This is a genomic window from Geodermatophilus ruber (assembly GCF_900114385.1).
Classification (GTDB): Bacteria; Actinomycetota; Actinomycetes; order Mycobacteriales; family Geodermatophilaceae; genus Geodermatophilus; species Geodermatophilus ruber.
Genome location: NZ_FOSW01000001.1, coordinates 136,395 through 162,031, shown reverse-complemented (window position 1 = coordinate 162,031; position 25,637 = coordinate 136,395). Strand labels below are relative to the sequence as shown.

Here is a 25,637-nt window from a genome sequence, read left to right as displayed (position 1 = left end):
GCACACCCTGCAACCCCCCGGCGGCGCCGGCACTACGGTTCGCCTCGTGCGCGCGCAACCCTCCGTCCCGGTGCGCCGTCTCCTCGGCCGTCCCCTCGCGGCGCTCGCCGGAGCCGGTCCGCGGGTCGACGACGCCGTCCGGGTGGCCGGCGAGCTCACCGCCTCCGGGCGCGCGGTGGCCCTCGAGCACGTGCCGGCCGCCGGCGCCGCCGATCCCGCTGCCGAGCTGCGCGACCTGGTCGGCCGCGTGTCCGCCGCCGGGCTGTCCGCCCGGTGCGAGCTGACCGTGCCGGTGGAGCGGCTCGGCGTGCCCGCTGCCGTCGCGCTCGCCGGCGCCGCCCGGGAGGCGGGGCTGGGGGTGGCGTTGGCCGGAGCCGGTGAGCTGGTACGGCCGCTGGCCGCGCGGCTGCCCGGCGCGGGGGTGGTGGTGCCGGCGGACCGGCCGGGCGCCGAGGAGGACTGCCGGGCCCTGGCCGAGGGTCCCGTGCGGCTGACCGGCGGCCGCGGCGCGGCCGCCGACCTGGCCTTCGTGCGCTGCCTGAACGTGCTGATGGCCGGAGGCGGGCGCCCCGGTATCGGCACCACCGACCCGCGGCTGGTCGCCATCGCCGGCGAGCGCGCCGCCTGGAACGAGCGAGCACCCGACACCTGGGAGTACGTCATGCCGTGGAGAGTCCGCACCGACGAGCAGCGCCGGCTGGTCGCCGGCGGGTACGGGGTGCGGGTCGCGCTGCCCTCGGGCGAGGGTGCCGCCGCGGCGGTCCTGCGCCGGCTGGCGGGCCGGTCGTGAGCGCGCAGGGGAGTGCGACGGCGCCGCAGCCGGGTGCCGGCGAGGAGAGCACGGCGGCTGCCGGCCGGCAGGGGCTGGCCATCATCGGCGGCGGCAAGATCGGGGAGGCCCTGCTCTCCGGGCTGGTCCGCCGCGGCGGGCCCGACGGCATCGTCGTCTGCGAGCGCAGTCCCGAGCGGGCGGCCGAACTGTCGGCGCGCTACGGCGTGCCGGTCCTCGACCTGGCGGAGGCGGCCGCGCGCTGCCGCGTGCTGCTGCTGGCGGTCAAGCCGCAGGACATCGGCACGCTGCTCGGGCTGCTGGCCGGGCGGGTGGACCCCGGTCATCTGGTCGTCTCCGTGGCCGCCGGCGTGCCGACCGGCACGATCGAGGCGGCGCTGCCCGACGGCGTGCCGGTGGTCCGGGTCATGCCGAACACCCCGGCGCTGGTCGACGAGGGGATGAGCGTGCTCTCGGCCGGGGCGCACGCCGACGAGGCGCACCTGGACGAGGCCGAGGCGCTGTTGGCCGCCGTCGGCCGGGTCCGCCGGGTGCCGGAGGCGCAGCAGGACGCCGTCACCGCGCTGTCGGGCAGCGGGCCGGCGTACTTCTTCTACCTGGTCGAGGCGATGATCGACGCCGGGATCCTGCTGGGGCTGCCGCGCGCGCTCGCCGCGGACCTCATCGTGCAGACCGCCCTCGGCTCCGCCGTGATGCTGCGCGACTCCGGCGAGCACCCGGTGCAGCTCCGGGAGGCGGTGACCAGTCCCGGGGGGACGACGATCGCCGCCATCCGCGAGCTGGAGCGGCACGGTGTCCGGGCGGCACTCATCGCCGCGATCGAGGCGGCGCACGCCCGTTCGGTGGAGCTGGGGCGGGACGCGAAGGACCGCTGAACATACCGCGGGAAGGCGCCGACATATCGACGATCCGTGACCGGACCCGAACATGTCGTCCTCGACGCGCCGGGACACAAATCGACCTGCCTACATAGGTGTAGTTCTGCCCAGGACGGACCGGTCCGCCTGTTCGTTTCTTCCATCGCTTCTGTCACGCCCGTCCCCCTACGCTCTGTATCAGCACGTGCGTGTCCCGTAGTCGGTGGGGAAGCCGGCGCCCGACACGTGCTAGGTCCGGAGATGAAGTCATGACCATGCCTCAGCGCACCGCCACTGCCACCGCCTACGCCCGGCCGGGCGTGCCCGGTCCTCGACCGGTCGGCCGGCCCGTCTCGGCCGCCACCATGGCCCGCCCCGTCGCTCCGGCCCACCCGGCCGCCATGCCCGTCGGCCGCCCGACGGTCCCCGCGCCCCGCGCGGCGGTCACCTTCCTGACCGTGGCCGAGGTGGCCAGCATGATGCGCGTCTCGAAGATGACCGTGTACCGCCTCGTGCACGCCGGCGAGCTCTCCGCCGTCCGCGTCGGCCGCTCCTTCCGGGTGCCCGAGCGCGCCGTGCAGGACTACCTGCGCGACGCCTACACCGACATCGCCTGAGTTCATCCCTCCCCCGTCGGGGGAGACTCGTTCACCGGTCCCCTTCCCGCGGCAGCGTGGCCGTGGAGGCGCCGGGTACGCTCGGTCGCCGAGCGACGCAAAGGCCGATCCGGTCCGGGCCGTCGCACGCGAGCTGAACACCTTGCGCGGCGCCCGGCCTGACCTCCCGGTCAGCGGTGGACGCCGCGCGGCGAGACATCGGGAGCACAGGGCATGGGTTCGGTCATCAAGAAGCGCCGCAAGCGGATGGCGAAGAAGAAGCACCGCAAGCTGCTGAAGAAGACTCGCGTCCAGCGGCGCAACAAGAAGTGAGCTGACGCTCGTGCCGCCCGCGGTCGTGCTGGTCACCGGCGTGAGCCGGTGGCTCGGCGGGGCGCTGGCGGCCGAGCTCGCCCACGACCCGGCCATCGAGCGGGTCATCGGGGTGGACACCGTCCCCCCGTCGCCGGAGTTGCTCGGCCGGCTCGGCCGCACCGAGTTCGTGCGGGCCGACATCCGCAACCCGCTGATCGGCAAGGTCATCACCACGGCCGCGGTCGACACGGTCGTGCACATGAACATCAGCTCCACGCCCGCCGGTTCCGGTGGGCGAGGGCCGATGAAGGAGCTCAACGTCATCGGGACGATGCAGCTCCTCGCGGCCTGCCAGCGGGCGCCCTCGGTGCGCCGGTTCGTGCTGAAGTCCTCCAGCGCCGTCTATGGCGCCTCCTCGCGCGACCCCGCCGTCTTCACCGAGACCATGCAGGCCCGCCGGGTCCCCTCGGGCGGCTTCGCCAAGGACAGCGTCGACATCGAGGGCTACGTGCGGTCCTTCGCCCGCCGCCGCCCGGACGTCGGCGTGGCGGCTCTCCGCTTCACCAACTTCATCGGCCCGCGGATCGACTCGCTGCTGACCACCTTCCTGCGGATGCCCCTGGTGCCCACGGCGCTGGGCTACGACGCGCGGGTGCAGCTCCTGCACGAGGACGATGCGCTCGCGGTGCTGACCCGCGCCACCACCGGTGACTTCGCCGGCACCGTCAACGTCGGCGGGGAGGGCACCCTGCTCCTGTCCCAGGTCATCCGCCGTCTCGGCCGGCTGCAGCTGCCGCTGCCCGCGCCGACGCTGGGCTCGATCGGGCGGCTCACCCGCCGGTTCGGCTGGGTGGACTACTCCCCGGAGCAGATGCGGTTCCTCAACTTCGGCCGCGTCGTGGACACCCGGGTGCTGCGCGAGGAGTTCGGCTACACCCCCCGCTACACGACCGCGGAGGCGCTGGCCGACTACGCCGCCACCGTGCCGCCGGTGATCCCCCCGGACCTCGTCCGCCGGGCCACCGCGCGGGTGCAGGGGGGTGTCGAGCGGGTGGGCGCCACGGTGGACTCCCTCGGCGGCCAGCTGCGGCCGGCCCCCGCCACCCCGAACCTGCAGGCGGTGCGCGATGCCTGAGGCCCGCGTCATCCCGCTGCGGCCCGACGACGACGAACCGCACGTCCCACCGCCGTCGACGGGGAGCTGGGAGGAGCAGGTCGCCGGCGGCCTGGACTTCCTCGCCCGCCGGCTGACCGGGGAGTACGAGACCGACGAGTTCGGGTTCGACCCCGACCTCACCGACCACGTCCTGCTGCCGCTGCTGCGCCCGCTGTACTCGCGCTGGTTCCGGGTGGAGACCCACGGGGTGGAGAACGTCCCCGACACCGGGGGTGCGCTGGTGGTGGCCAACCACTCGGGCACCCTGCCGGTCGACGCGCTCATGACGACGGTGGCGCTGCACGACGACCACCCGGCGCGGCGGCGGCTGCGGCTGCTCGGCGCCGACCTGGTCTTCGACCTGCCGCTCATCGGGTCGCTGTCGCGCAAGATGGGCTCGACGCTGGCGTGCAACGAGGACGCCGAGCGCCTGCTGACCGAGGGTGAGCTGGTCGGCGTCTTCCCCGAGGGGTTCAAGGGGATCGGCAAGCCGTTCCGCGACCGCTACACCCTGCAGCGGTTCGGCCGGGGTGGTTTCGTCACGGCGGCGCTGCGCACCGGGGCGCCGATCATCCCGTGCGCCATCGTCGGCGCCGAGGAGATCTACCCGATGATCGGCAACGCCAAGACCCTCGCCCGGCTCTTCGGCCTGCCGTACTTCCCCCTCACGCCCACCTTTCCCGCGCTGGGTCCGCTGGGCCTGGTCCCGCTGCCGTCGAAGTGGCTGATCGCGTTCGGCGAGCCGATCGAGACGGCCTCCTACGGCCCGGCCGCCGCCGAGGACCCGATGCTCGTGTTCAACCTGACCGACCAGGTGCGCGAGACGATCCAGCAGTCGATCTACCGGCTCCTGCTGCAGCGCAGCTCCGTCTGGGGCTGACGAAGGACCCTCATCCCCCCACGCCTCGCTCGCTCGGCGCGGGCCCCTGACGAGGGCCGTTCCAGCACGTCACCACGGCCAGCGGTTGCGGCGGCGGAGGGCCAGCGCGCCGCCCACCACGCCCCCGGAGAGCGCCGCGGCGGCCACCGTGGGGACGCCGATCTTGGCGGCCTTGCGCCCGGTGCGGAAGTCCTTGATCTCCCACCCGCGGGACCGGGCGACCGCGCGCAGCTCGGTGTCGGGGTTCACCGCGACGGCGGTACCGGTGAGGGTGAGCATCGGCAGGTCGTTGGAGCTGTCGCTGTAGGCGGTGCACCGGGACAGATCCAGCTCCTCGCGCTCGGCCAGGGCCCGCACCGCCTCCGCCTTGGCCTCACCGTGCATGAGCTCACCGACCAGCCGCCCGGTGTACTGCCCGTCGACCACCTCGGCGACGGTGCCCAGGGCGCCGGTGAGGCCGAGCCGGCGGGCGATGATCGTGGCCAGCTCGACGGGGGTGGCGGTGACCAGCCAGACCCGCTGCCCGGCGTCCAGGTGCTGCTGGGCGAGCACCCGGGTGCCGGCCCAGATCCGGTCGGCCATTAGCTCGTCGTAGATCTCCTCGCTGACCGCCACGATCTCGTCGACCGGCCGCCCGGCGACGAAGGCCAGGGCGTTCTCCCGGATGGTGTGCATGTCGTCGGTGCTCTCGTTGCCGGCGATCCGGAACTTGGCCTGCTGCCAGACGAACAGCGCCAGGTCGCGGGCGCGGAAGTAGTCACGGGCGGCCAGCCCGCGGGCGAACCAGAACAGCGACGCGCCCATCATCATCGTGTTGTCGACGTCGAAGAACGCGGCCGCGGTGCGGTCGGGAACGACGGCCGGCGCGGGCTCGACCTCGGCCGCGGCGGCCGAGGCGGCGCCGGCGACGTGCGCCCGCGTCTCCTCGTCCGGCAGGTCCGCAGGGAGCTGTCCCCGGCGGCCGCGGAGCGGCAGTCGCGGCACGACGACCTCCTCCAGACCCGGCCGGCGCCGGGCGGTCGGTGGAACGGATGGGGCGGCAGCAGCTGCCTGTGACCCTAGTGGCGCCGCCGGGCGGACGCGGTCGGGGGCTCAGCAGATCAGCGGCAGGAGGCAGATCGGCAGGCGGGTGTCGATCGGCGGTGGCGGGGTCGGGGTCGGCGGGGGAGCCGGAGGCTCCGTCGGCAGGGGCAGCGGGGGCAGCGGCAGGCCGCCGCCCCCGGGCAGCGGGACGGCGGGCGCCGGCGCGGTCGACGGTGGGCCGGCCGGCCGGCCGGCATCGGGGGTCGGCGCGGCGCCCGAGGTGCCGGTCCCGCCCCCGCCGGGTGGCGTCTCCGGCGCGGGGGCGGACGGCGGGGTCGAGGCGGCACCCGCCGGCGGGGGGGCGGCCGTGGTGAACAGCTCGCCCGCCCCGGAGGGTGGCGCACCGGCCGGGCGTGGCGGGGCCTCCGGCGTCTCCGCGACGCAGGCGGCCGGCATCGGCCCGAGCCGGTCGATGCCCTCGGTCGCCGGGCCGGCCGGGCAGTCCAGGGCGGTGCGCAGCTCCGCGGCGCGCGCGGTGACCGCGGCCAGCAGATCGGCCGACTCCTGCGCGGCGGCGTCGGCCCCCGCGGGCACGCCGGGCCGGACCTCGGCCAGCTCGGAGCTCTGCCCGGCAGCCCAGCCGGCCAGTTCGTCGACGTGCGCGACGTCCGCCGCGCGCACGGCCTCGGTGGTCAGCAGCGCGACGCCCTCGGTGGTCTGCGCGTCCATGGCGTCCAGCACGCCGACGGCCACGTCGGCGGGGCCGTCGGCCGGGAGCGCCGCCAGCTCGTCGAGCCGGGTGGCGGCGAACTGCAGGAGCGTCAGGCCGCGGTCGTCGCCGGCCAGCGCCAGCTGGGTCTGCTCGGTCCCCCGCTTGAGCCCGTAGAGGACGTCGCCCGGACCGGCGCCGGTGGCCAGGGCGACCAGGGTGCCCAGCGCCGTGACGGTCAGCGCGGCCCCGGCCAGGCCGGCCGTCAGCCGGATGCGCCACGCGGGTGCGGGCCCGCCGTCGGCCCGGGCCGCCAGCAGCCGCCGCAGCGGCGACCGCCGCGCGGGCTCGGGCGTGCGGACGGCAGCCATCGCCACCAGGCGGTCCCGGGTCGCCGACCGGAACGCCGGGTCCGGCCGGTCGTCGAGGTCGGCGGCGAGCGCCTGCAGGCGCGCCACCACCGCGTCCTCGCGGTCAGCCACGGCGGCGCGGCGGGTGCCCGCGGGCGCGGCGCCGTCGTCCGTGCTCACCTGATGCCTCCGGTCGGTCGGGCGACGGGGTCGCCGGCAGGGTGGCCGCGCCGTCCGATGCGGCGCAACCACCCCGGAAACGACGGGTCCGACGCCCCCGTTACGGGGTACCGGCGGGTAACAACAGTGGCCTTCATCGCAGGCCCTCCGGCAGCAGCGCGGCCAGCCGCCGGACGGCGCGGTGCTGGAGCGCCTTGATGGCGCCGTCCTTCTTGCCCATGACGGCAGCCGTCTCCGACACCGAGAGCCCCTGCAGGAACCGCAGCGAGATGCACTCCTGCTGCTCGCTGCCCAGCTGGCGGATGCAGGACAGCAGCTGCTCGTTGGTCAGCCTCGCGACCACGGCGTCCTCGGGGCCGTCGGTGGCGCGGTCGGCGTCGCGCATGTCGGCCGTGGTGACCTCGAGCCGGAACCGGCTGCTCTTCACGTGGTCGCGGATGATGTTGCGGGCGATGGTGACCAGCCAGGCGCCGACGTCGCGGCCCTGGAAGGACAGCGAGTCGATCCGGCGCAGCGCCCGGACGAAGGTCTCGCTGGTGAAGTCCTCCGCCTGCGCCCGGTCGCCGACCCGGTGGTAGACGTACCGGTAGACGACGGTCACGTAGTGGTCGTACAGCCGGCCGAACGCCTCGGCGTCGCCCGCCTGGGCCTGGCGGACCAGCGCCCACACGTCCACCGGCGGCGGGGGGACGGCGTCCTCCAGCGCGGCCAGCTCCTCGGCGACCCCGACCTCCTCCTCGGCGCCGGCGTCCACCGGGGCGGCCGGCTCGGGGGCGGGCTCGGGGGCCGGGACCTGCTCGGTGGCCGGCCGCGGGTGCGGGGTGGGGCGGGGCCGCGGCACGGGCCGGGGTCGGCGCCCGTCGGACCCGGCGGGGACGGCGGCGGGCGGCCGCTCGTCCACGGGGCGCGACTGTCGCATGCGGGCGTCCGACCTCCTTGTCTGCCCGCGGCACGCCGCGACCGGCGCTGTCCCTGCGCACCCGGCTGGTGACCGAGCGCGATGCTGCGGGGCTGCGCCCATGGTGACAACATCGTCGCAGCCCGTCCACGCCAACCGCCCAGCCCGCGGCGGTCGCCCGCTGCGCATGCCCGATGGACCGGGCCGTTCGCGCTGCAACGGAGGAGGTGCCCGTGTCCGAGGTCGGCCCGTCGCTGTCCACGCTCGTCCGGGCGGCTGCCCGGGACCGGCCCGACGCGCCGGCCGTGGTCACGGGCGGACGGCGGCTGAGCTGGGCCGAGCTGGACGCGGAGGTCGACCGGGCGGCGGCGGGCTACGTCGCCGCCGGCCTCGAGCCGGGGGAGCGGGTGGCGGTGCAGCTGCCCAACGGGGTGGACTGGCTGGGCGCCGTCCTCGGCGCGCTGCGGGCAGGGCTGGTCGTCGTCCCGGTGAACACCGCCTACACCGACACCGAGCTCGACTTCGTGCTGCGCGATTCCGGTGCGACGCTGCTGGTCGCCGGCGCCGACCGGCCGCCGGTGGCAGGGGTGCCGGTGTCGGTCGGCCCGCCGTCCGGCGACGGGGAGCCACCCACGCGCGCCGAGAGGCCCGACGCCCTGGCCTTCCTCGCCTACACCAGCGGCACCACCGGCCGCCCGCGCGGCGCGATGCTCACCACCGCGGCGCTGCGCGCCAACCAGGCGCAGTGCCTGGCGATGGACCCGCCGCCGGTCCGCCCCGACGACCGGGTGCTGATCGCGCTCCCGCTGTTCCACGTCTACGGGCTCAACACCGGGTTCGGCCTGGTCGCGGCGACCGGTGCCTGCGCGGTGCTCGTGGACGGCTTCGACCCGCAGGGGTCCCTGGCGGTGATGGCCGAGGAGCAGGTGACCGCCGTCCCGGGGGCTCCCCCGATGTACCAGGCGTGGCTGGCCGCGGCCGACGCCGCCGGCTCCGACGCGCAGCTGCGCGGGGCCTTCGCCGCCGTCCGGCTGGCCTCCTCGGGCGCGGCGCCGCTGCCCCCGGAGGTCTGGACGGCGATGCGCGAGCGCGCGGGGGTCACCGTGTGGGAGGGGTACGGGCTCACCGAGGCGAGCCCGGTGGTGGCCAGCACCCTGGCCACCGGCCGGGCCAAGCCCGGCTGCGTCGGCGGCCCGATCCCCGGCGTCGAGCTGCAGCTGCGCGACACCGCCGTGCACTCGGCGGCCGGTGAGAACGAGCCGGTGGCCGCCGACGACGGCCCGGGGGAGATCTGGGTGCGCGGGGCCAACCTGTTCTCCGGCTACTGGCCCGACGGCGCCGACGCCCCGGACGCCGACGGCTGGCTGGCCACCGGTGACCTGGCCTACGCCGACGAGGACGGCGATCTGCACCTGGTCGACCGGCGCAGCGACCTCGTCCTGGTCAGCGGCTTCAACGTCTACCCGGCGGAGGTGGAGCGGGTGCTCGACACCCACCCCGCGGTCGCCGAGAGCGCGGTGATCGGCGTGCCCGACGCGCGCACCGGCTCGGCGGTGCGCGCGGTGGTGGCGCTCCGTCCGGGACTGCGGGCGACCTTCGAGGAGCTGCGCGCGCACGCGGCGGCGTCCCTGGCCCGGTACAAGGTGCCGACGTCGATGCACGTCCTGGCCGCCCTGCCGCACTCGCTGACCGGGAAGGTCAGCCACGCCCGGCTGCGGGAGCTCGGCCTCAGCCGTGCGGAGGACGCGATCCCCGGGCCCGTGCCCACCGACGGAGGCGGCGATGAGTGAGCCCGCGGCCCGGCTGCAGCTGATCACCCGGCAGGGCTGCCACCTCTGCGAGGAGGCCGCCGCCGTGCTCGGGCCGATCGCCGCCCAGGCCGGGCTGACCCCCGTGCCGGTCGACGTGGACGCCGACCCGGACCTGCAGGCGGAGTTCGGTGACCGCGTGCCGGTCGTCCTCCTCGACGGGCGGGAGCATTCCTACTTCACCGTCGACGTGCCGCGGCTGCGCCGCGACCTCGGCCTCCCCTGAGGCCAGGCCGGGTCACCCGACCGGGTCGTTCCAGGGGACGCCAGGTATGGTCTCCACCACAGCAGGCCGCCTCCGCGCTGGGTTGAGAGCCTCAGGCTCCCCAGCGACTTTGTTCCTGCGTTCACAAGCGGCTACCGTGGCTGACACCGGGCGGCATCCCGCCCGGGTTCCCGATGTCGACCACCGCCGCCGGCACCCGCCGGACGTACGGGCGCGACCGCTGTGGAGTAGGCCCGTGAACCAGCCGCGGCCCCGGATCCCGGAGGCCACCGTCGCCCGCCTGGCCGTGTACCTCCGGGTGCTCACCGGCCTGGCCGACGGCGGTCGCAGCTCCGTCTCTTCCGGCGAGCTCGCCTCGGCCGCCGGCGTCAACCCGGCCGGGCTGCGCAAGGACCTCTCCCACCTGGGGCCCTGCGGGGTCCGCGGTGTCGGCTACGAGGTGGCCACTCTCCGCGACCGGATCGCCCGGGTGCTCGGCGTCGAGCGCTCCCGCGCCTGCGTGCTGGTCGGGATCGGCAACCTCGGCACCGCCCTGGCCGACTACGCCGGCTTCGGCAGCCGCGGGTTCCGCTTCGTCGGGCTGTTCGACGCCGCGCCGGCCCGCGTCGGCCAGCGCATCGGCGGGCAGCCCGTCCGGCCGATCGAGGAGCTCGACGAGGTGGTGGCCGGGACCGCGGCGACCATCGGGGTCATCGCGACACCGGCCGAGGTCGCGCAGTCGGTGTGCGACCGGCTGGCCGCGGCCGGGGTGAGGAGCATCTTGAACTTCGCACCGCTGGCGCTGTCCGCGCCCGCAGGGGTCGACGTGCGCCAGGTGGATCTCTCCGTGGAGCTGCAGGTCCTGGCGTTCCTCGGGCAGCAGCGCGGCGTCGCCGCCCCGACCGTGGAGGTGCTTGCGTGAGTCTGCTCGCGGTGGGCGTCAGCCACCAGACCGCGCCCGTGGCCCTGCTCGAGCAGTTCGCCATGGGGGCCGACGACACGATCAAGGCGCTGCACGAGCTGGTCGGGACCGACCACGTCAGCGAGGCGATCGTGCTGGCCACCTGCAACCGGGTGGAGGTCTTCGCCGAGGTCGACCGGTTCCACGGCGGCGTCGCCGAGGTCAGCCGCGTGCTGGCCCGCCAGGCCGGCGCGACGGTCGAGGAGCTCTCGCCCTACGTGACCGTCCACTACGAGGACCAGGCCGTCACGCACCTGTTCACCGTGGCCGCCGGCCTGGACTCCATGGTCGTGGGGGAGACCCAGGTCCTCGGCCAGCTGCGCAACGCCTACGCCATGGCCCGCGAGCAGGGCACGGTCGGCCGGGCGCTGCACCCGGTGGCCCAGCGGGCGCTGCGCGTGGGCAAGCGGGTGCACACCGAGACCGGCATCGACCGGGCCGGCGCCTCGCTCGTCTCGGTCTCGCTCGACCGCGCCGAGGACCGGATCGGCCCGCTCCCGGGGCGCTCGGTGCTCGTCGTCGGCGCCGGGTCGATGGGCGCGCTGGCCGCCACGACGCTGGCCCGCCGCGGTGCCGCGGTGACGGTGAGCAGCCGCACGCCGGCGCACGCCGAGCGGCTGGCCACCGCCGTCGAGGGCCGCGCGGCCGCGCTGTCCCGGCTGCCCGACGAGCTCGCCGCCGCGGACGTGCTGGTCACCTGCACCGGGGCGCGCGGGCTGGTCGTCGGCACCGAGACGGTCACCGAGGCGATGACCGGCCGGCCGGACCGGCCGCTGGTCGTCATCGACCTGGCGCTGCCGCGCGACGTCGCCCCGGGGGTGGCCGGGTTGCCCGGTGTGCACGTGGTCGATCTGGCCCTCCTGCAGGGCGAGCGCTCGGCCGCCGGCGAGCACCCGGTCGCCGGCGGCGTGGCCATCGACGACATCGCCGCGGCGCACACCCTCATCGAGGCCGAGACCGCGCTGCTGCGCGCCGAGCGGCAGGCCGCCGCCGTCGCCCCCACGGTCTCCGCGCTGCGGAGCCAGGCGGCCGGGGTGGTCGACGCCGAGCTGCTGCGGCTCTCCACCCGGCTGCCCGATCTGGACGCCAAGGCCCGCCTCGAGGTGGCCCGGACGGTGCACCGCGTCGTCGACAAGCTGCTGCACGAGCCCACCGTGCGGGTCAAGGAGCTGGCCAGCACCCCGGGCGGGGTGGACTACGCCGACGCGCTGCGAGCCCTGTTCGGCCTGGGCATCGACGCGGAGGTCGCCCCGGAGCGGACCAACCTCGCCGAGGCCGTCACCGTCGACCCCGAGGAGCTGCGCCCGGGAGGTGGCGCATGAGCTGGAGCACGAGCACGAGCACCGCGACCCTGCGCCTGGGCACCCGGGCCAGCCAGCTCGCGCACACCCAGTCGCAGACGGTGGCCGACGCGATCACCGCGGCCAGCGGCGTCCCCGTGGAGCTGGTGCACATCAGCACCGAGGGTGACCGCTCGGCGGCCCCCATCGCGCAGCTGGGCGGGACCGGCGTCTTCGTCGCCGCGCTGCGCCAGGCGCTGCTCGAGGGCACCGTCGACGTCGCCGTCCACAGCTACAAGGACCTGCCGACCCAGCCCGAGCCGGGGCTCACCGTGGCCGCCGTCCCGCGGCGGGCGGACCCGCGCGACGCGCTCGTCGCCCGCGACGGGCTCACCCTCGGCGAGCTCCCGCCGGGCGCGAAGGTGGGCACCGGCGCCCCCCGGCGGGTGGCGCAGCTGCGCGCCCTCGGCCTCGGCCTGGAGGTCGTGCCGATCCGGGGCAACGTCGACACCCGCATGGGGCGGGTGGCGCCGGGCGACCTCGACGCGGTGGTGCTGGCCCGGGCCGGGCTCTCCCGGCTGGGCCGGCTCGCCGCGGTGACCGAGACCCTGGACCCGTTGCAGGTGCTGCCGGCCCCGGCCCAGGGCGCACTCGCCGTCGAGTGCCGCACCGACGACGCCCGCACCCGGGAGCTGCTCGCCGCGCTGGACGACGCCGCCAGCCGGGCCTGCGTGCTCGCCGAGCGGACCACCCTGGCCACGCTCGAGGCCGGCTGCAGCGCGCCGGTGGCCGCCTACGCCGAGCTGGCCGAGGGCGAGGACGGGGCGGAGCTGTTCCTCCGCGCCTCCGTCACCGCCCTCGACGGCAGCGACGGGGTCCGCGGCTCGCTCACCGGCCCGCCCGAGGACGCCGAGCGACTGGGGCGCGCGCTGGCCGCCGAGCTGCTCGATCGCGGCGCGGCCGAGCTGATGGCCGCATCCCGATGACCTCCTCCCTCCAAGCCGGGCAGTCCGCCCCGGCCCCTCGAACCCCCGCACACGAGCCCTTCCGGGCCCTAGACAGGAGCACGCGATGACGCGCTTCCGCAAGCAGAACGGGGCGGCCGGCAAGGTCGTCTTCGTCGGTGCCGGCCCCGGTGATCCCGGGATGCTCACCGCCCGGGCCACCGCGGCCCTCGCCGACGCCGGCGCCATCCTGGTCGACCCCGACGTCCCCCAGAACCTCCAGGACGCCGTCCGGGCCGACCGCCCGGACCTCGAGCTGACCTCCGTCACCGGGGAGCCGGCCGAGATCGCCAAGGCCGCCGTCGCCGCGGCCAAGCACGGCGACACCGTCGTCCGCCTGGTCGCCGGTGACCCGTTCACCTCCGACGCCGCCGTCAAGGAGGTGCTGGCCGTCGGCCGCACCTCGGTCGGCTTCGACGTCGTGCCGGGTGTGGCCCCGTCCACCGCCGTGCCGGCGTTCGCCGGGGTGGCGCTGGGCGGCACCTCGCTCACCGCCGACCTGCGCGGCGGCGAGGTCGACCTGACCGCGCTGGCCACGGCCGCCACCGGCCTCGGGGCGCCGCTGGTGCTGCAGGGCAACGCCGAGGACCTCCCCGACGCCGCTGCCCGGCTGGTCGAGGGCGGGCTGTCCGGGTCCACGCCCGTGGTGGTGACCACCGGCGGCTCGGGCACCGGCCAGAAGAGCGTGGTGGCCAAGCTCGCCGCCGTCGCCGAGAAGACCGCCGGGCTGGACGCCTTCGCCGGGCCGGTCGTGGCGACCGTCGGCGCCGTCGTCGACAAGCGCGGGCGGCTGTCCTGGTGGGAGAGCCGGCCGCTGTTCGGCTGGCGGGTGCTGGTGCCGCGCACCAAGGACCAGGCAGGTGAGATGAGCGACCGGCTGCGCGCCTACGGCGCCGTCCCGGTCGAGGTGCCGACCATCGCCGTCGAGCCGCCGCGCAGCCCGGCGCAGATGGACCGCGCGATCAAGGGCCTGGTCACCGGCCGCTACGGCTGGATCGTGTTCACCTCGGTGAACGCGGTGAAGGCCGTGCGCGAGAAGTTCACCGACCTGGGCCTCGACGCGCGCGCGTTCGCCGGCGTGAAGGTCGCCTGCGTCGGCGAGCAGACCGCCCAGGCCGTCCGCGACTTCGGCATCGTCCCGGAGCTCGTGCCGACCGGCGAGCAGTCCAGCCAGGGCCTGCTGGCCGACTTCCCGGAGTACGACGACGTGCTGGACCCGATCAACCGGGTGCTGCTGCCGCACGCCGACATCGCGACCGAGGCCCTCGCCGCGGGTCTGGTGGAGCGCGGCTGGGAGGTCGACGACGTGACGGCCTACCGCACCGTCCGGGCCGCCCCGCCGCCCGCCCCGGTGCGCGAGGCGATCAAGGGCGGCGGCTTCGACGCGGTGTGCTTCACCTCGTCGAGCACGGTGCGCAACCTGGTCGGCATCGCCGGCAAGCCGCACGCCAAGACCGTCGTTGCGGTGATCGGCCCGCAGACCGCGGCCACCGCGCAGGAGTTCGGCCTGCGGGTCGACGTCCAGCCGGAGACCGCCGCGGTCGCCCCGCTGGTGGACGCCCTGGCCGAGTACGCCCTCTCGCTGCGCGAGGCGGAGGACGGGGACTCCAAGTGAGCGCGGGCTTCGCGCGCGGGCGTCGGCTCCGGTCGACGCCCGCGCTGCGGCGCCTCACCGCCCAGACCCGGCTGGCCCCGGCCGACTTCGTGCTGCCGGTGTTCGTCAAGGAGGGCATCTCCGAGCCGGTGCCGATCAGCTCGATGCCCGGCGTCGTCCAGCACACGACCGACTCGCTGCGCAAGGCCGCGCACGAGGCGGCCGAGGCCGGCATCGGCGGGCTGATGCTCTTCGGCATCCCCGCCGAGAAGGACCCGATCGGCTCGCAGGCCGACGCGGCCGACGGCATCGTCAACGTCGCGCTGCAGCAGCTGCGTGCCGACCTCGGCGACGAGCTGGTGCTGATGGCCGACCTGTGCCTGTGCGAGTACACCGACCACGGGCACTGCGGCGTCGTCACCCCCGCGGGCGTCGTCGACAACGACCCGACGCTGGACCGCTACGCCGCGGTCGCCGTCGCCCAGGCCCGGGCCGGCGCCCACGTGGTGGCCCCCAGCGGGATGATGGACGGCCAGGTCGCGGCGATCCGCGCCGGGCTGGATGCCGCCGGGTTCACCGAGACGCCGATCCTCGCCTACGCCGCGAAGTACGCCTCCGGCTTCTACGGGCCGTTCCGCGAGGCCGCCGAGGGCGCCCCGCAGTTCGGCGACCGCTCGACCTACCAGATGGACCCGCCCAACGCCGACGAGGCGCTGCGCGAGGTGGCGCAGGACCTCGCCGAGGGCGCCGACGCCGTCATGGTCAAGCCGGCGCTGCCCTACCTGGACATCGTCGCCCGGGTGGCCGACGCCGTCGACGTCCCGGTCAGCGCCTACCAGGTCAGCGGCGAGTACGCGATGGTCGAGGCGGCCGCGGCCAACGGCTGGGTCGACCGGCAGCGGGCGATCCTCGAGACGCTCACCGCGATCCGGCGGGCCGGCGCGGGCACCGTGCTGACCTACTGGGCGGTGGAGGCAGCGCGCTGGCTCCGCTGAGTTCGTACGTCGAGCCCGGGGGCTCCTGGCGGCCGTTCTGGCTGGTCGCCGGGGCGCTCGGGTTCTTCGTCGTCCTGGACCTGGTGCTGCCCGGTCCGGACGTGCCGCCGCTGGTCTGGGCGCTGGCGCTGCTCGCCGTCCTCGGCATCGTGGCGGCCGGGGTGCTCTCGGCCCGGCGCGCATGGACCGTCCGGGTGGACGCCGAGGACGCGGAGCCGGCGCTCACCGTCGGCCGGGAGCGGGTGCTGCTGGCCGACGTCGACGCCGCCCACCTGCGCGCGGTCGCTGCCGGCACGGCGGGTGTGGACGCCGGTGCCCCCGTCCTCGGCGGGGGCTGGTCGGTGCCGCGCGGGCGCTCGGGGCTGCCGCTACGGATGGTCGACGGGCGCACCGTACTCGTCCCGAGCCGGGATCCGGCCGCGCTCACCACCGCGCTGCTCGCGGCAGGCGCGGGCGGGACCCCCGACAGCTCCTCAGCAGGGAAGGGGACACTGGGCTCGTGACCTCGCTGGACAGCCTCCCGTACGACTACGAGGCCCCGGTCTCGGCCGACCTGTTCACCCGCGGGCGGAAACTCATCCCCGGCGGGGTGAACAGCCCGGTCCGCGCGTTCCAGGCGGTCGGCGGCACCCCGCGGTTCATGGTCGAGGGCTCCGGCCCGTGGATCACCGACGCCGACGGCCGCCGCTACGTCGACCTCGTGGCCTCGTGGGGGCCGCTGATCCTCGGCCACGCCCACCCCGCGGTGGTCGAGGCGGTCACCGCCGCGGCCCGCCGCGGGCTGTCCTTCGGCGCGCCCACCGAGGGCGAGCTGGAGCTGGCCGAGGAGATCATCGACCGGATGCCCCCGGTCGAGCGGGTGCGGCTGGTCAACTCCGGCACCGAGGCGGTGCTCTCGGCGGTCCGGCTGGCCCGCGGGGTCACCGGCCGCCCGCTGGTGGTCAAGTTCGCCGGCTGCTACCACGGCCACGTCGACGCGCTGCTGGCCGCGGCCGGTTCCGGGGTGGCCACCCTGGGGCTGCCCGACACCCCCGGCGTCACCACCGGCGCCGCCGCCGACACCGTCGTGCTCCCCTACAACGACGTCGCCGCCGTGGAGGCGGTGTTCGCCGAGCGCGGCGACCGGATCGCCGCGGTGATCACCGAGGCCGCGGTCGGCAACATGGGCGTCGTGCCGCCGCTGGACGGGTTCAACCAGGCGCTGCGGCGGATCACCGCCGAGCACGGCGCGCTGCTGATCCTCGACGAGGTCATGACCGGATTCCGGGTCTCCCGTTCGGGCTGGTACGGCCTGGACCCGGTCGACGCCGACCTGTTCACCTTCGGCAAGGTCATGGGCGGCGGCCTGCCCGCGGCGGCCTTCGGCGGCCGGGCGGACCTCATGGACCATCTCGCCCCGGCCGGGCCGGTCTACCAAGCGGGCACGCTGTCGGGGAACCCGGTGGCCGTCGCCGCCGGGCTGGCCACGTTGCGGCACTGCACCGACGAGGTCTACGCCCGCTGCGACGAGGTCGCGGTCACCCTGCGCGGTGCGGCCAGCGCCGCGCTGTTCGCCGCGGGTGTGCCGCACCGCGTGCAGCAGGCCGGGTCGATGTTCTCGGTGTTCTTCGTGCCCGACGAGCGCCAGGTGCGGAACTACGACGACGCCCGGTCCCAGGACGCCGCCCGCTACACCGCCTTCTTCCACGCCATGCTCGCCCGCGGGGTGTACCTCCCGCCCTCGGCGTTCGAGGCGTGGTTCGTCAGCGCCGCCCTGGACGACGAGGCCGTCGAGCGGGTGCTCGCCGCCCTGCCGGCCGCGGCCCGCGCCGCCGCCGCGGTCGAGCCCGCGGCGACCCGCCGTGCCGAGGACCCGGCCGAGGTGAGCAGCTGATGGCGGAGACGACCGTCGTCCACGTGCTGCGCCACGGGGAGGTCTTCAACCCGGAGAAGATCCTCTACGGCCGGCTGCCCGGCTACCGGCTGTCCGAGACCGGCGAGGCGATGGCACTGGCCGCCGCCGAGTGGCTCGTGGGCAAGGGCGTGACATGCCTGGTGTCCAGCCCGCTGGAGCGGGCCCAGCAGACCGCCGCGCCGATCGCCGAGAAGCTGTCGCTGCCGGTGACGATCGACGAGCGGCTGATCGAGGCCGGTAACGCCTTCGAGGGCCTGCGGGTCGGCGTCGGGGACGGTGCCCTGCGCATGCCGCAGCACTGGTGGAAGCTGCGCAATCCCTTCCGCCCCTCGTGGGGCGAGCCGTACGTGGAGATCGCCGCCCGCATGCTCGCCGCGGTGGAGGCCGCCCGGGACGCCGCCCGCGGGTCCGCGGCGGTGCTGGTCAGCCACCAGCTGCCGATCTGGACACTGCGGCTGCACCTGGAGGGCCGCCGCTACGTGCACGACCCGCGTCGCCGGCAGTGCGGCCTGGCCAGCGTCACCTCGCTGCGCTACGAGGGCGACCGGTTCGCGGGCCTGTCCTACGCGGAGCCCGCGGGGGCGACCGACCCCGACGCGGTGCCCGGCGCATGAGGCGGCGGCTGCTCGGCGCCCTGGCCGGGGCCCTGCTCCTCGCCGGCTGCTCGACCGGCGCCGACGCCGTCGACGTCAACAACGGGGGCGAGTTCCGGTTCGTCGCCGGCACGCCCGCCGGCGAGGTCATCCCCGACGGCGAGCGTGCCGCTGCCCCCGAGTTCGGCGGCACCCTGCTCGGTGGGGGCACCTTCGACTCCGGCGAGCTGTCCGGGAACATCGCCGTCCTCAACTTCTGGGGCTCGTGGTGCCCGCCCTGCCGGGTGGAGACGCCGGAGTTCCAGGCGGTCTACGCCGACGTCCGTGACCGGGGCGTCGAGTTCCTCGGCCTCAACGTCAAGGAGACCAGCGAGCAGTTCGCGCAGGCCTTCGTCGACAGCGAGGGCATCGAGTTCCCCTCGATCTTCGATCCGCGCGGCGAGGTGGCGCTGGCGTTCCGGGACTACCCGGCCAACGCGATCCCCTCGACCATCGTGCTGGACCGGCAGGGGAGGGTGGCCGCGGTGTACACCGGCGAGGTCGCTCAGGACGACCTGCGCGCGATGCTCGACCGGCTGCTGGCGGAGGGGGACTGAGCGATGGGGGAGACCTTCAGCGGCCTGGTCACCGACGGCCCCCTGCTGGTCGCGGCCGCCGTGGCCGCCCTGGTCGGGGTGGTCAGCTTCGCCTCGCCGTGCGTGCTGCCGCTGGTGCCCGGCTACCTCTCGTACGTGACCGGTCTGGCCGGCACCGGTGCCCGCGCCGCGGCGCCGGCACCCGCCGGGGGCGGTACGACGGCCACGGCCGTGCGCACGGACGTCGACGAGCGCTCCTCCCGCGGCCGGATGGTGCTCGGCGCGCTGTTGTTCGTCCTCGGGTTCACCACGGTCTTCGTCGCGTTCGGTGCGGCCTTCGGCGGGCTCGGCCGGCTGCTGCTCGAGTACGCCGACGTGCTCACCCGGGTGTTCGGTGTGGTCACGATCGTCATGGGGCTGGCCTTCCTCGGCTGGCTGCCCCTCCTCCAGCGCACCGCGCGGCTGTCGGCCCGCCCGGTCACCGGGCTGGCCGGGGCGCCGCTGCTCGGCGTCGTCTTCGGCCTCGGCTGGACGCCGTGCCTCGGGCCGACGCTGGCCGCGGTCAACTCGCTGGCCTATGTCGAGGCCACCGCCGGCCGCGGCGCGTTCCTCGGGATCGCCTACTGCCTGGGCCTGGGCGTGCCGTTCGTGCTGGTCGCCCTCGGTGCGCGGTGGGCCCTGGGGACGACGTCGTTCCTGCGCCGGCACGCCCGCAGCGTGACCCGCGTCGGGGGGGCGCTGCTGGTGCTGGTCGGGCTCCTGCTGGTCACCGGCGCCTGGACGGAGATGATGGGCTGGCTGCGCTCCTGGCTGGCCGCGACCGGTTTCGCGGAGACCTCCCTGTGACGATCACGGCCCCGCCGCGCCCGGCCGCGGCCCCGCAACCGCCCGCCCGCCCCTCGGCCGGCCGCCGCGCGCTCGGGCTGTGGCTGCGCTGGTGGCGGCGGCTGACCGCCATGCGGACGGCGATCATCCTGCTGTTCCTGCTCGCGCTCGCCGCGATCCCGGGCTCGCTGCTGCCTCAGCGCACGCTCAACCAGAACGCGGTCCGGCAGTACTTCGCCGAGCACCCCACGCTCGCGCCGGTGCTCGACCGGCTCTACGCCTTCGACGTCTTCAGCTCGCCGTGGTTCGCCGCGGTCTACCTGCTGCTGTTCATCTCGCTGATCGGCTGCGTGGTGCCCCGGGCCGTCGAGCACGCCCGCGCGCTCCGCGCGGCTCCGCCACCGGCCCCCCGGCGGCTGCTGCGGCTGCCCGACTCCGCCGAGCTGACCACCCCGCTGGCCGGGCCGGCCACCCTCGACGTGGTCGAGGAGGAGCTGCGGGTCCGCCGGTTCCGCGTCGTCCGCCGCTCCGGCAGGGACGGGGAGGAGCTGTCGGCCGAGAAGGGCTTCTGGAAGGAGACCGGCAACCTCCTGTTCCACCTCTCCCTCGTCGCGCTCCTGCTGGGGCTGGCCGGCGGCAAGCTGTGGGGCTACGAGGGCAGCATCCTGGTCACCGAGGGGCAGGGCTTCTGCAACTCGTTCCAGCAGTACGACACCTACTCGGCCGGCCCGCTGGTGGAGGGCAGCGACCTCTCCCCGCTGTGCGTCGACCTGGAGGACTTCCGCGCCGAGTACGAGGAGAACCTCACCGCGGCCTCGTTCACCGCGGACATCACCTACGGCGCCCCGGGCGAGGAGGGGCGGCCGACGACGATCGGCGTCAACGACCCGCTGCGCATCGACGGCGACCGGGTCTACGTCACCGGCCACGGCTACAGCCCGCGCTTCACGGTGACCCTGCCGGACGGGACGGTGTTCGAGGACGTCTCGGCACCGTTCCTCCCCGCCGACCAGGCGACGATGTCCAGCGAAGGCGCGCTCAAGCTGCCCGACCTCGGGGCCGGCGTGGACGACCAGCTGGCCATCGAGGGGTTCTTCGCCCCCACGGGGGTGCTGCAGGGCGGCATCCTCACCTCGATCGACCCACGGGCCCTGGCCCCGCAGGTGGCGATCATCGCCTACCAGGGCTACCTCGGCCTGGACTCGGGGCTGCCGCAGTCGGTCTACTCCCTCGACGCCAGCCAGATCGAGCGGGGCAGCCTCAGCGAGGTGGGCCGCGCCAACCTGGCGGCCGGCGAGTCGTTGACGCTGCCGGACGGCACGACGATCACCTTCACCGGTGTCTCGCAGTTCGCCGCCCTGCAGTTCTCGCACGACCCCGGCCAGGTGTGGGTGCTCGTCTCGGCGATCGCCCTGCTGGTGGGCCTGCTCGCGCTCCTGCTGCTCCGCCGCGAACGCTTCTTCGCGCGCGTCGGCGCGGCCGCCGAGGACGGCGGTACCGTGCTCACGGTCGGCTCGCTGACCCGGGGTGGCGGCGAGAGCGCCACCCGCTTCGCGGAGCTGACCGGTGAGCTGCGGACGGCGCTGGCTGCCCGTTCCCCCGAACCCCCCGCCCCGTCCTCCGGCGGGGCCGCACCCGGAAGCGGAGGCTCTCCCGAGTGAGCGTTGACCAGTCGCTGGCCGACCTGTCGGACACCCTGTTCTCGATCAGCGTCGCCGTCTACTCGGTGGCCGTCGTGGCCTTCTCCGCGCAGCTCGCGTTCGGCCGCCGGCCGGCCCGGGAGCTGGTCGGGGCGGCGGTCGGCGCGGGCCCGGACGGAACGTCCATCCCCGGGGCGGGCCGGGCGCCCAGCTCCCGCTGGGGGCTGATCGGCCTGGCCCTCACCGCCCTCGGGGCGCTGGTCCACGCCGCCGTGCTGGTCACCCGCGGCATGGCCGCCGACCGGCTGCCGTGGGGCAACATGTACGAGTTCGCCACCGCCGTCGTCCTCGTCGGGGTGGTCTCCTTCGTCGTGCTGGCCGTGCGTGTGCCGGGGGTGCGCACCATGGGCGCGTTCGTGCTCGCGCCGGTGGTGCTCTCCCTGGTCGCGATCGGGCTGTTCCTCTACACCGAGACCGGCCCGCTGGTCGCGGCGCTGCGCTCGAGCTGGCTGGCCGTGCACGTCAGCAGCGCGATCCTCGGCTTCGGCGTCTTCTTCGTCAGCGGGATCGCCAGCGTCCTGTACCTGCTGAGGGTCCGGCACGACGCCACCGGCGGGTCCTCGTCGGTGCTCTCCCGGCTGCCGGCCGCGGCGACCCTGGACCGGGTCGCCCACCGCACCGCCGTCTTCGGGTTCCCGGTGTGGACCTTCGCGGTCATCGCCGGTGCCATCTGGGCCGAGAGCGCCTGGGGCCGGTTCTGGGGCTGGGACCCCAAGGAGACCTGGGCCTTCATCGCCTGGGTGGTCTACGCCGGCTATCTGCACGCCCGGACGACGGCCGGGTGGCGCGGGCGGCCCGCGGCCTGGGTGAACGTCGTGGGCCTGGTCGTCATGGTCTTCAACCTGCTCTACGTGAACATGGTCTCGACCGGGCTGCACAGCTACGCCGGGGTGAGCTGAGCGGGACGCCTCCTCACTCCGGGTGACAGCTCACCCGGAGTGAGGAACGGGAGGCTGACGGCGGCGGGTACCGCGTGCTTCCATGCCCCCATGACGCAGCGTCGGGGGGGCGACCGTGGGTAGGCACTCGGCGGCCGAGGACGCCGCCGTCGACCCGGTCATCGCCGCCGCGCTGGAGCAGCGGCCGGCCGGCCTGCCCGCCCGCCGCCACGGTCAGCTGCAGAGCGAGGACACGCAGAGCGGGCTCGGCTGGCCGGGCACGTCCACCACGCACGAGGGGCTGGGCTGGCCCGGGGACATGTCCCCGGCCCGCGACTCCGCTGTCCCGGCCCCGCCGGAGCCGCCGGCGCGCCCGCGCGGCTGGCGGCGCTTCTTCCGGGCCGCCTGAAAAGAGGAGCCCGTCCTCGGCGACGGGCCGTTACGCCGGCGAGCCGCCGTCCCGACGGCTGCGCCGCTCGAGCTCCCGCAGGAACTCGGGGTCGTCGTCGGGGGCCACCGGCCGGGAACTGCGCGGCGGCCGGGGCTGGCGTGGCCGCGGCGGCCGGCCGAAGCTCCCGCCGGGACCGCCGGCAGATGCGGCGCGCATCACCAGGACCACCACGGCGACCGCGACCACCAGCACCACCAGGAACGCCACTCGCCACACCCCCTCGTCCGTCGAGCCCGAGTGCTGTCCAGCGTACGTCCGCGGTGATACTCGACCGGACGGCGGGGATCCCGCCGCCCCCCGCGCGAGAACGGAGAGCGCCATCGACACCGTTGACCGGCAGCTGATCGATCTCCTGCGCGCGAACGGGCGGGCGAGCTACGCGGAACTGGCCCGGCAGGTGGGGCTCTCGTCCCCGGCGGTGCACGAGCGGGTGGGCAAGCTGGAGGCGGCCGGCGTCGTCACCGGCTACCGGGCGATCGTCGATCCGTCGGCGTTGGGGCTGAACGTGACCGCGCTGGTGAGCGTCATCGAGAGCGACGCGGTCGACGACACCGGCATCGAGGAGGCGCTGCACGCCATGCCCGAGGTCGAGGACTGCTGGCGGGTGGCCGGCAGCGAGGGGTACGTGCTGAAGGTCCGCGTGAGCGACATCCCGGCACTGGAGGCGACCCTCAGCGCGTTGAACAGGATCAGGGGTGTCGCGCGCACCCGCACGACCGTTGTGCTGTCGACGAAGTGGGAGGGCCGGCATGGCCGAGAAGCCTGAGAAGGGCGTGCCAGCGGCGCCGACCGGGGGGCCGGCGACCCCGCCGCGGATCGCCCCCTGGCTGGTCATCTACACAGTGGGCCGCTTCGCCATCGCCGCCGCGCTGGTGCTGCTGCTGTGGTGGCTCGGGCTGGAGGGCTTCCCCGGCCTGCTGTTCGGGCTGCTGCTGTCGATGCCGGTGTCCTACCTGCTGCTGCGGCCCTCTCGCGAGCGGCTGACCGAGGGCCTGGCCGCCCGCAGCGTCGCCCGCAGGCAGGCCAAGCAGAACCTGACCGAGCGCCTCACCGGCGACGGCTCCTGACCTCTGCGAGCGCGGGTCAGCCGCTCAGCGCGAGGCCCGCACCCAGCAGGACGCCGGTGGCGAGGGTGAGCAGGCCGGTGCCCTGCAGCGCGGCGATGAGCACCGGCCCGCGGCCTCCGGTCAGCACGATCCGCACCGGCGGCACGGCGAGGGGGACGGCGAGCAGCGCCAGCAGCGCCCATGGCCGCTCGAGCCCGATCCCGACGACCACGGCGAACGCGACCACCGGCAGAGCCGCGTAGGCGAGGCGGGTGCCGCGGTCGCCGAGCAGCACCGCCATGGTGCGCTTGCCCACGGCCGCATCGCCGTCGAGGTCGCGCAGGTTGTTGACCACCAGCAGCGCCACCGACAGCAGGCCGATCGGCACCGCCGCCGCGACGGCCAGCGCGTCGACCGAGCCGGTCTGCGCGAACGTCGTCCCCACGACCGCCACGAGGCCGAAGAACACGAAGACGAAGACCTCGCCCAGCGCCCGGTAGCCGTAGGGGAGCGGACCGCCGGTGTAGGTCCAGGCCGCCACGATGCAGACCGCGCCGACGGCGACCAGCCACCAGCTGGAGAGCGCGGCCAGCGCCAGCCCGGCGAGGGCGGCGAGCCCGAACGCGGCCCCCGCCGCGAGCAGCACCTGCCGCGGGGTCGCCGCGCCGGAGCCGACCAGCCGCATCGGCCCGACCCGCTGGGCGTCGGTGCCGCGCCGGCCGTCGGAGTAGTCGTTGGCGTAGTTGACCGCCACCTGCAGGGCCAGGGCCACCAGCAGCGCCAGCAGCGCGGGAACCAGCCGGAAGCCGTCGAGGGCCACGGCGGCGCCGGTGCCGACGAGCACCGGCGCGAGCGCGGCGGGCAGCGTGCGGGGGCGGGCGCCGGCCAGCCACTGGGCGGGGGTGGCCACGGTCAGTGCGCCTCCTGGAGCAGCGCCGCGGCGACGGCGCGGCGGTCGGGCTTGCCGGTGTGCAGGGTGGGGACGGCGGCGACGAGGTGCAGCTCCCGCGGGGCGGCCGGCCCACCGAGCCGTTCGGTCACCCACGGCCGCAGCACCGCCAGGTCGGGCACCGCCCCCGGGACGGGGACGACGGCGGCGACGACCCGCTGCCCCCACTCCGGGTCGGGGCGGCCGAACACGACGGCGTCGAGGACGGCGGGATGGGTGCGCAGCGCACCCTCCACCGCGGGCGGGGCCACGTTGACCCCGCCGGTGATGATCACCTCGTCCAGCCGGCCGGCGACGGTGAGCCGGCCCTCGGCGTCGAGCGCGCCCGCGTCGCGGGTGCGGAACCAGCCGTCGGGACCGAAGGCGGCGGCGGTGCCGGCCGGGTCGAGCCGGTAGCCCAACGCCAGCACCGGGCCGGCCAGCTCGACGCCGTCGCGCACCCGCACCTGCACGTCGTCCAGCGGCCGGCCGTCGTACACGCAGCCGCCGGCGGTCTCGGTCATGCCGTAGGTGGTCACCACGGCCACTCCCTCGCCGCGCGCCCGCTGCAGCAGCGCCGGATCGGTGGCCGCCCCGCCGACGAGCACCGCGTCGAAGGCGCGCAGCCCGTCCGGTGCGGCGTCCAGCTGGCGGCGCAGCTGGGTGGGCACGAGGGCGGTGTAGCGCCGTCCGCGGGGCATGCGGGCGACCGCGTCGGCCAGGTGCTCGCCCGGGCCGAGCACGGTGGGGCTGGTGCCCGCGAGCAGGGATCGGCACAGCACCTGCAGCCCGGCGATCGCCGACACCGGCAGCGCCAGCAGCCAGCCGCCCGGCCCGCCGAGACGCCGCAGGGTCGCCTCGCCGGAGGCCCGCAGCGCCGCCGCCGGCAGCAGCACCCCGCGGCCGGTCCCGGTCGAACCGGAGGTGACGACGACGAGGTCGGCGCCGTCCTCCAGCGGCTCGTCGGGCCGCAGCACGGCGCGCGCTGCGTCCACTGCGGCCGGAGGGCCGGCGGGCAGCACCGCGAGCGGGCGGTTCCCGTCCAGGGCGGCGGCGACGTCGACCTCGGAGAGCTCGGCGGCGGGCACGAGGGTGAGGTGCCTGGCCACGAGGGGCAAGGGTACGGGCCTGCCGATCTAGGCTGTC

Annotated in this window: 29 protein-coding genes; 23 read left to right on the top strand and 6 right to left on the bottom strand. The window is 75.8% G+C overall.

Annotated elements, in window-relative coordinates; translation table 11 throughout:
* Positions 1–46 precede the first annotated feature (46 nt).
* The 6 genes from BMZ50_RS00885 (at position 47) to BMZ50_RS00860 (ending at position 4,594) form a co-directional block, all read left to right on the top strand.
* Positions 47–790 (top strand): hypothetical protein, encoded by a 744-nt coding sequence (locus tag BMZ50_RS00885; protein WP_091319915.1) that lies wholly within the window; start codon positions 47–49, stop codon positions 788–790.
* Entirely contained in the window at positions 787–1,665 is an 879-nt protein-coding gene (proC, locus tag BMZ50_RS00880; protein WP_245753218.1) for a pyrroline-5-carboxylate reductase, read from the top strand. The genes BMZ50_RS00885 and proC overlap by 4 nt, the downstream gene beginning before the upstream one ends.
* A 251-nt stretch (positions 1,666–1,916) precedes the next feature.
* On the top strand, positions 1,917–2,264 hold the full coding sequence (locus BMZ50_RS24625) for a helix-turn-helix domain-containing protein (RefSeq protein ID WP_245753216.1): 348 nt from the start codon (positions 1,917–1,919) through the stop codon (positions 2,262–2,264).
* Positions 2,265–2,477: 213 nt separating this feature from the next.
* Positions 2,478–2,576, top strand: a complete 99-nt coding sequence (locus BMZ50_RS00870) for a 30S ribosomal protein bS22 (RefSeq protein ID WP_012854759.1) — start codon at positions 2,478–2,480, stop codon at positions 2,574–2,576.
* Between the two features lie 10 nt (positions 2,577–2,586).
* Complete coding sequence (locus tag BMZ50_RS00865; RefSeq protein WP_091319913.1) at positions 2,587–3,693, top strand: NAD-dependent epimerase/dehydratase family protein; 1,107 nt, start codon at positions 2,587–2,589, stop codon at positions 3,691–3,693.
* Complete coding sequence (locus BMZ50_RS00860; RefSeq protein ID WP_091319910.1) at positions 3,686–4,594, top strand: lysophospholipid acyltransferase family protein; 909 nt, start codon at positions 3,686–3,688, stop codon at positions 4,592–4,594. The genes BMZ50_RS00865 and BMZ50_RS00860 overlap by 8 nt, the downstream gene beginning before the upstream one ends.
* Positions 4,595–4,663: 69 nt before the next feature.
* Here BMZ50_RS00860 and BMZ50_RS00855 read toward each other — a convergent pair whose 3' ends face one another.
* From BMZ50_RS00855 to BMZ50_RS00845, 3 genes are all read right to left on the bottom strand, one after another.
* A complete protein-coding gene (locus BMZ50_RS00855) occupies positions 4,664–5,578 on the bottom strand; it encodes an HAD family hydrolase (RefSeq protein WP_091319907.1) in 915 nt (304 codons plus the stop codon).
* Between the two features lie 108 nt (positions 5,579–5,686).
* Positions 5,687–6,856 carry a DUF5667 domain-containing protein gene (locus BMZ50_RS00850; RefSeq protein WP_091319904.1) on the bottom strand — a complete coding sequence of 390 codons (1,170 nt, stop codon included), beginning with the start codon at positions 6,854–6,856 and terminating at the stop codon, positions 5,687–5,689.
* A 133-nt stretch (positions 6,857–6,989) separates the two neighbouring features.
* Positions 6,990–7,757, bottom strand: coding sequence for a sigma-70 family RNA polymerase sigma factor (locus tag BMZ50_RS00845; protein ID WP_245753214.1), 768 nt, complete (start codon positions 7,755–7,757; stop codon positions 6,990–6,992).
* 230 nt (positions 7,758–7,987) lie between these two features.
* Between BMZ50_RS00845 and BMZ50_RS00840 the strand changes: the two genes are divergently transcribed.
* The 15 genes from BMZ50_RS00840 to BMZ50_RS00770 all read left to right on the top strand — a co-directional run bounded on the left by BMZ50_RS00840 (position 7,988) and on the right by BMZ50_RS00770 (position 22,475).
* Positions 7,988–9,544, top strand: a complete 1,557-nt coding sequence (locus tag BMZ50_RS00840; RefSeq protein ID WP_091319897.1) for an AMP-binding protein — start codon at positions 7,988–7,990, stop codon at positions 9,542–9,544.
* Positions 9,537–9,788, top strand: a complete 252-nt coding sequence (locus BMZ50_RS00835; protein ID WP_091319894.1) for a glutaredoxin family protein — start codon at positions 9,537–9,539, stop codon at positions 9,786–9,788. Before BMZ50_RS00840 ends, BMZ50_RS00835 begins: the two co-directional genes overlap by 8 nt.
* Positions 9,789–10,023: 235 nt before the next feature.
* On the top strand, positions 10,024–10,689 hold the full coding sequence (locus BMZ50_RS00830) for a redox-sensing transcriptional repressor Rex (RefSeq protein WP_091319892.1): 666 nt from the start codon (positions 10,024–10,026) through the stop codon (positions 10,687–10,689).
* Positions 10,686–12,050, top strand: coding sequence for a glutamyl-tRNA reductase (locus BMZ50_RS00825; RefSeq protein ID WP_091319890.1), 1,365 nt, complete (start codon positions 10,686–10,688; stop codon positions 12,048–12,050). Before BMZ50_RS00830 ends, BMZ50_RS00825 begins: the two co-directional genes overlap by 4 nt.
* The gene (gene hemC, locus BMZ50_RS00820) at positions 12,047–12,994 is read left to right on the top strand and encodes a hydroxymethylbilane synthase (protein WP_091319888.1); all 948 of its coding nucleotides are present in this window, start codon (positions 12,047–12,049) and stop codon (positions 12,992–12,994) included. The genes BMZ50_RS00825 and hemC overlap by 4 nt, the downstream gene beginning before the upstream one ends.
* Positions 12,995–13,079: 85 nt before the next feature.
* Positions 13,080–14,627: a uroporphyrinogen-III synthase gene (locus BMZ50_RS00815; protein ID WP_091319886.1), complete on the top strand. Its 1,548-nt coding sequence runs from the start codon at positions 13,080–13,082 to the stop codon at positions 14,625–14,627.
* A complete protein-coding gene (gene hemB, locus BMZ50_RS00810) occupies positions 14,624–15,601 on the top strand; it encodes a porphobilinogen synthase (RefSeq protein WP_091319882.1) in 978 nt (325 codons plus the stop codon). Before BMZ50_RS00815 ends, hemB begins: the two co-directional genes overlap by 4 nt.
* Positions 15,602–15,684: 83 nt before the next feature.
* A complete protein-coding gene (locus BMZ50_RS00805; RefSeq protein WP_245753212.1) occupies positions 15,685–16,104 on the top strand; it encodes a hypothetical protein in 420 nt (139 codons plus the stop codon).
* Positions 16,101–17,474 (top strand): glutamate-1-semialdehyde 2,1-aminomutase, encoded by a 1,374-nt coding sequence (hemL, locus tag BMZ50_RS00800; protein WP_091319879.1) that lies wholly within the window; start codon positions 16,101–16,103, stop codon positions 17,472–17,474. Before BMZ50_RS00805 ends, hemL begins: the two co-directional genes overlap by 4 nt.
* On the top strand, positions 17,474–18,109 hold the full coding sequence (locus tag BMZ50_RS00795) for a histidine phosphatase family protein (RefSeq protein ID WP_091319876.1): 636 nt from the start codon (positions 17,474–17,476) through the stop codon (positions 18,107–18,109). The genes hemL and BMZ50_RS00795 overlap by 1 nt, the downstream gene beginning before the upstream one ends.
* Entirely contained in the window at positions 18,106–18,684 is a 579-nt protein-coding gene (locus BMZ50_RS00790) for a TlpA family protein disulfide reductase (protein ID WP_091319874.1), read from the top strand. Before BMZ50_RS00795 ends, BMZ50_RS00790 begins: the two co-directional genes overlap by 4 nt.
* Positions 18,685–18,687: 3 nt before the next feature.
* Complete coding sequence (locus BMZ50_RS00785) at positions 18,688–19,509, top strand: cytochrome c biogenesis CcdA family protein (RefSeq protein ID WP_091319872.1); 822 nt, start codon at positions 18,688–18,690, stop codon at positions 19,507–19,509.
* Positions 19,506–21,149, top strand: coding sequence for a cytochrome c biogenesis protein ResB (gene resB / locus BMZ50_RS00780; protein ID WP_091319869.1), 1,644 nt, complete (start codon positions 19,506–19,508; stop codon positions 21,147–21,149). The genes BMZ50_RS00785 and resB overlap by 4 nt, the downstream gene beginning before the upstream one ends.
* A complete protein-coding gene (gene ccsB, locus BMZ50_RS00775) occupies positions 21,146–22,087 on the top strand; it encodes a c-type cytochrome biogenesis protein CcsB (RefSeq protein ID WP_091319866.1) in 942 nt (313 codons plus the stop codon). The genes resB and ccsB overlap by 4 nt, the downstream gene beginning before the upstream one ends.
* 115 nt (positions 22,088–22,202) lie before the next feature.
* On the top strand, positions 22,203–22,475 hold the full coding sequence (locus tag BMZ50_RS00770) for a hypothetical protein (protein WP_091319864.1): 273 nt from the start codon (positions 22,203–22,205) through the stop codon (positions 22,473–22,475).
* A 30-nt stretch (positions 22,476–22,505) separates the two neighbouring features.
* On the opposite strand, the gene BMZ50_RS00765 is transcribed toward BMZ50_RS00770, so the two are convergent.
* Complete coding sequence (locus tag BMZ50_RS00765) at positions 22,506–22,724, bottom strand: hypothetical protein (protein WP_091319848.1); 219 nt, start codon at positions 22,722–22,724, stop codon at positions 22,506–22,508.
* Positions 22,725–22,836: 112 nt separating this feature from the next.
* Between BMZ50_RS00765 and BMZ50_RS00760 the strand changes: the two genes are divergently transcribed.
* Together BMZ50_RS00760 and BMZ50_RS00755 are read left to right on the top strand one after the other, a co-directional pair.
* A complete protein-coding gene (locus BMZ50_RS00760; protein ID WP_091320971.1) occupies positions 22,837–23,283 on the top strand; it encodes an Lrp/AsnC family transcriptional regulator in 447 nt (148 codons plus the stop codon).
* Positions 23,267–23,584, top strand: a complete 318-nt coding sequence (locus BMZ50_RS00755; protein WP_091319845.1) for a DUF4229 domain-containing protein — start codon at positions 23,267–23,269, stop codon at positions 23,582–23,584. Before BMZ50_RS00760 ends, BMZ50_RS00755 begins: the two co-directional genes overlap by 17 nt.
* A 16-nt stretch (positions 23,585–23,600) precedes the next feature.
* On the opposite strand, the gene BMZ50_RS00750 is transcribed toward BMZ50_RS00755, so the two are convergent.
* Entirely contained in the window at positions 23,601–24,473 is an 873-nt protein-coding gene (locus BMZ50_RS00750; RefSeq protein WP_091319842.1) for a 1,4-dihydroxy-2-naphthoate polyprenyltransferase, read from the bottom strand.
* A 2-nt stretch (positions 24,474–24,475) separates the two neighbouring features.
* Complete coding sequence (gene menE, locus BMZ50_RS00745; RefSeq protein WP_091319839.1) at positions 24,476–25,600, bottom strand: o-succinylbenzoate--CoA ligase; 1,125 nt, start codon at positions 25,598–25,600, stop codon at positions 24,476–24,478.
* Between the last annotated feature and the right edge of the window lie 37 nt (positions 25,601–25,637).

Bases quoted from the DNA above. Each gene is read 5' to 3' on its own strand.
- BMZ50_RS24625 (WP_245753216.1), top strand. From the start codon at position 1,917: ATGACCATGCCTCAGCGCACCGCCACTGCCACCGCCTACGCCCGGCCG.
- BMZ50_RS00870 (WP_012854759.1), top strand. From the start codon at position 2,478: ATGGGTTCGGTCATCAAGAAGCGCCGCAAGCGGATGGCGAAGAAGAAG.
- BMZ50_RS00860 (WP_091319910.1), top strand. From the start codon at position 3,686: ATGCCTGAGGCCCGCGTCATCCCGCTGCGGCCCGACGACGACGAACCG.
- BMZ50_RS00835 (WP_091319894.1), top strand. From the start codon at position 9,537: ATGAGTGAGCCCGCGGCCCGGCTGCAGCTGATCACCCGGCAGGGCTGC.
- hemC (WP_091319888.1), top strand. From the start codon at position 12,047: ATGAGCTGGAGCACGAGCACGAGCACCGCGACCCTGCGCCTGGGCACC.
- BMZ50_RS00815 (WP_091319886.1), top strand. From the start codon at position 13,080: ATGACGCGCTTCCGCAAGCAGAACGGGGCGGCCGGCAAGGTCGTCTTC.
- BMZ50_RS00795 (WP_091319876.1), top strand. From the start codon at position 17,474: ATGGCGGAGACGACCGTCGTCCACGTGCTGCGCCACGGGGAGGTCTTC.
- BMZ50_RS00790 (WP_091319874.1), top strand. From the start codon at position 18,106: ATGAGGCGGCGGCTGCTCGGCGCCCTGGCCGGGGCCCTGCTCCTCGCC.
- BMZ50_RS00785 (WP_091319872.1), top strand. From the start codon at position 18,688: ATGGGGGAGACCTTCAGCGGCCTGGTCACCGACGGCCCCCTGCTGGTC.
- BMZ50_RS00755 (WP_091319845.1), top strand. From the start codon at position 23,267: ATGGCCGAGAAGCCTGAGAAGGGCGTGCCAGCGGCGCCGACCGGGGGG.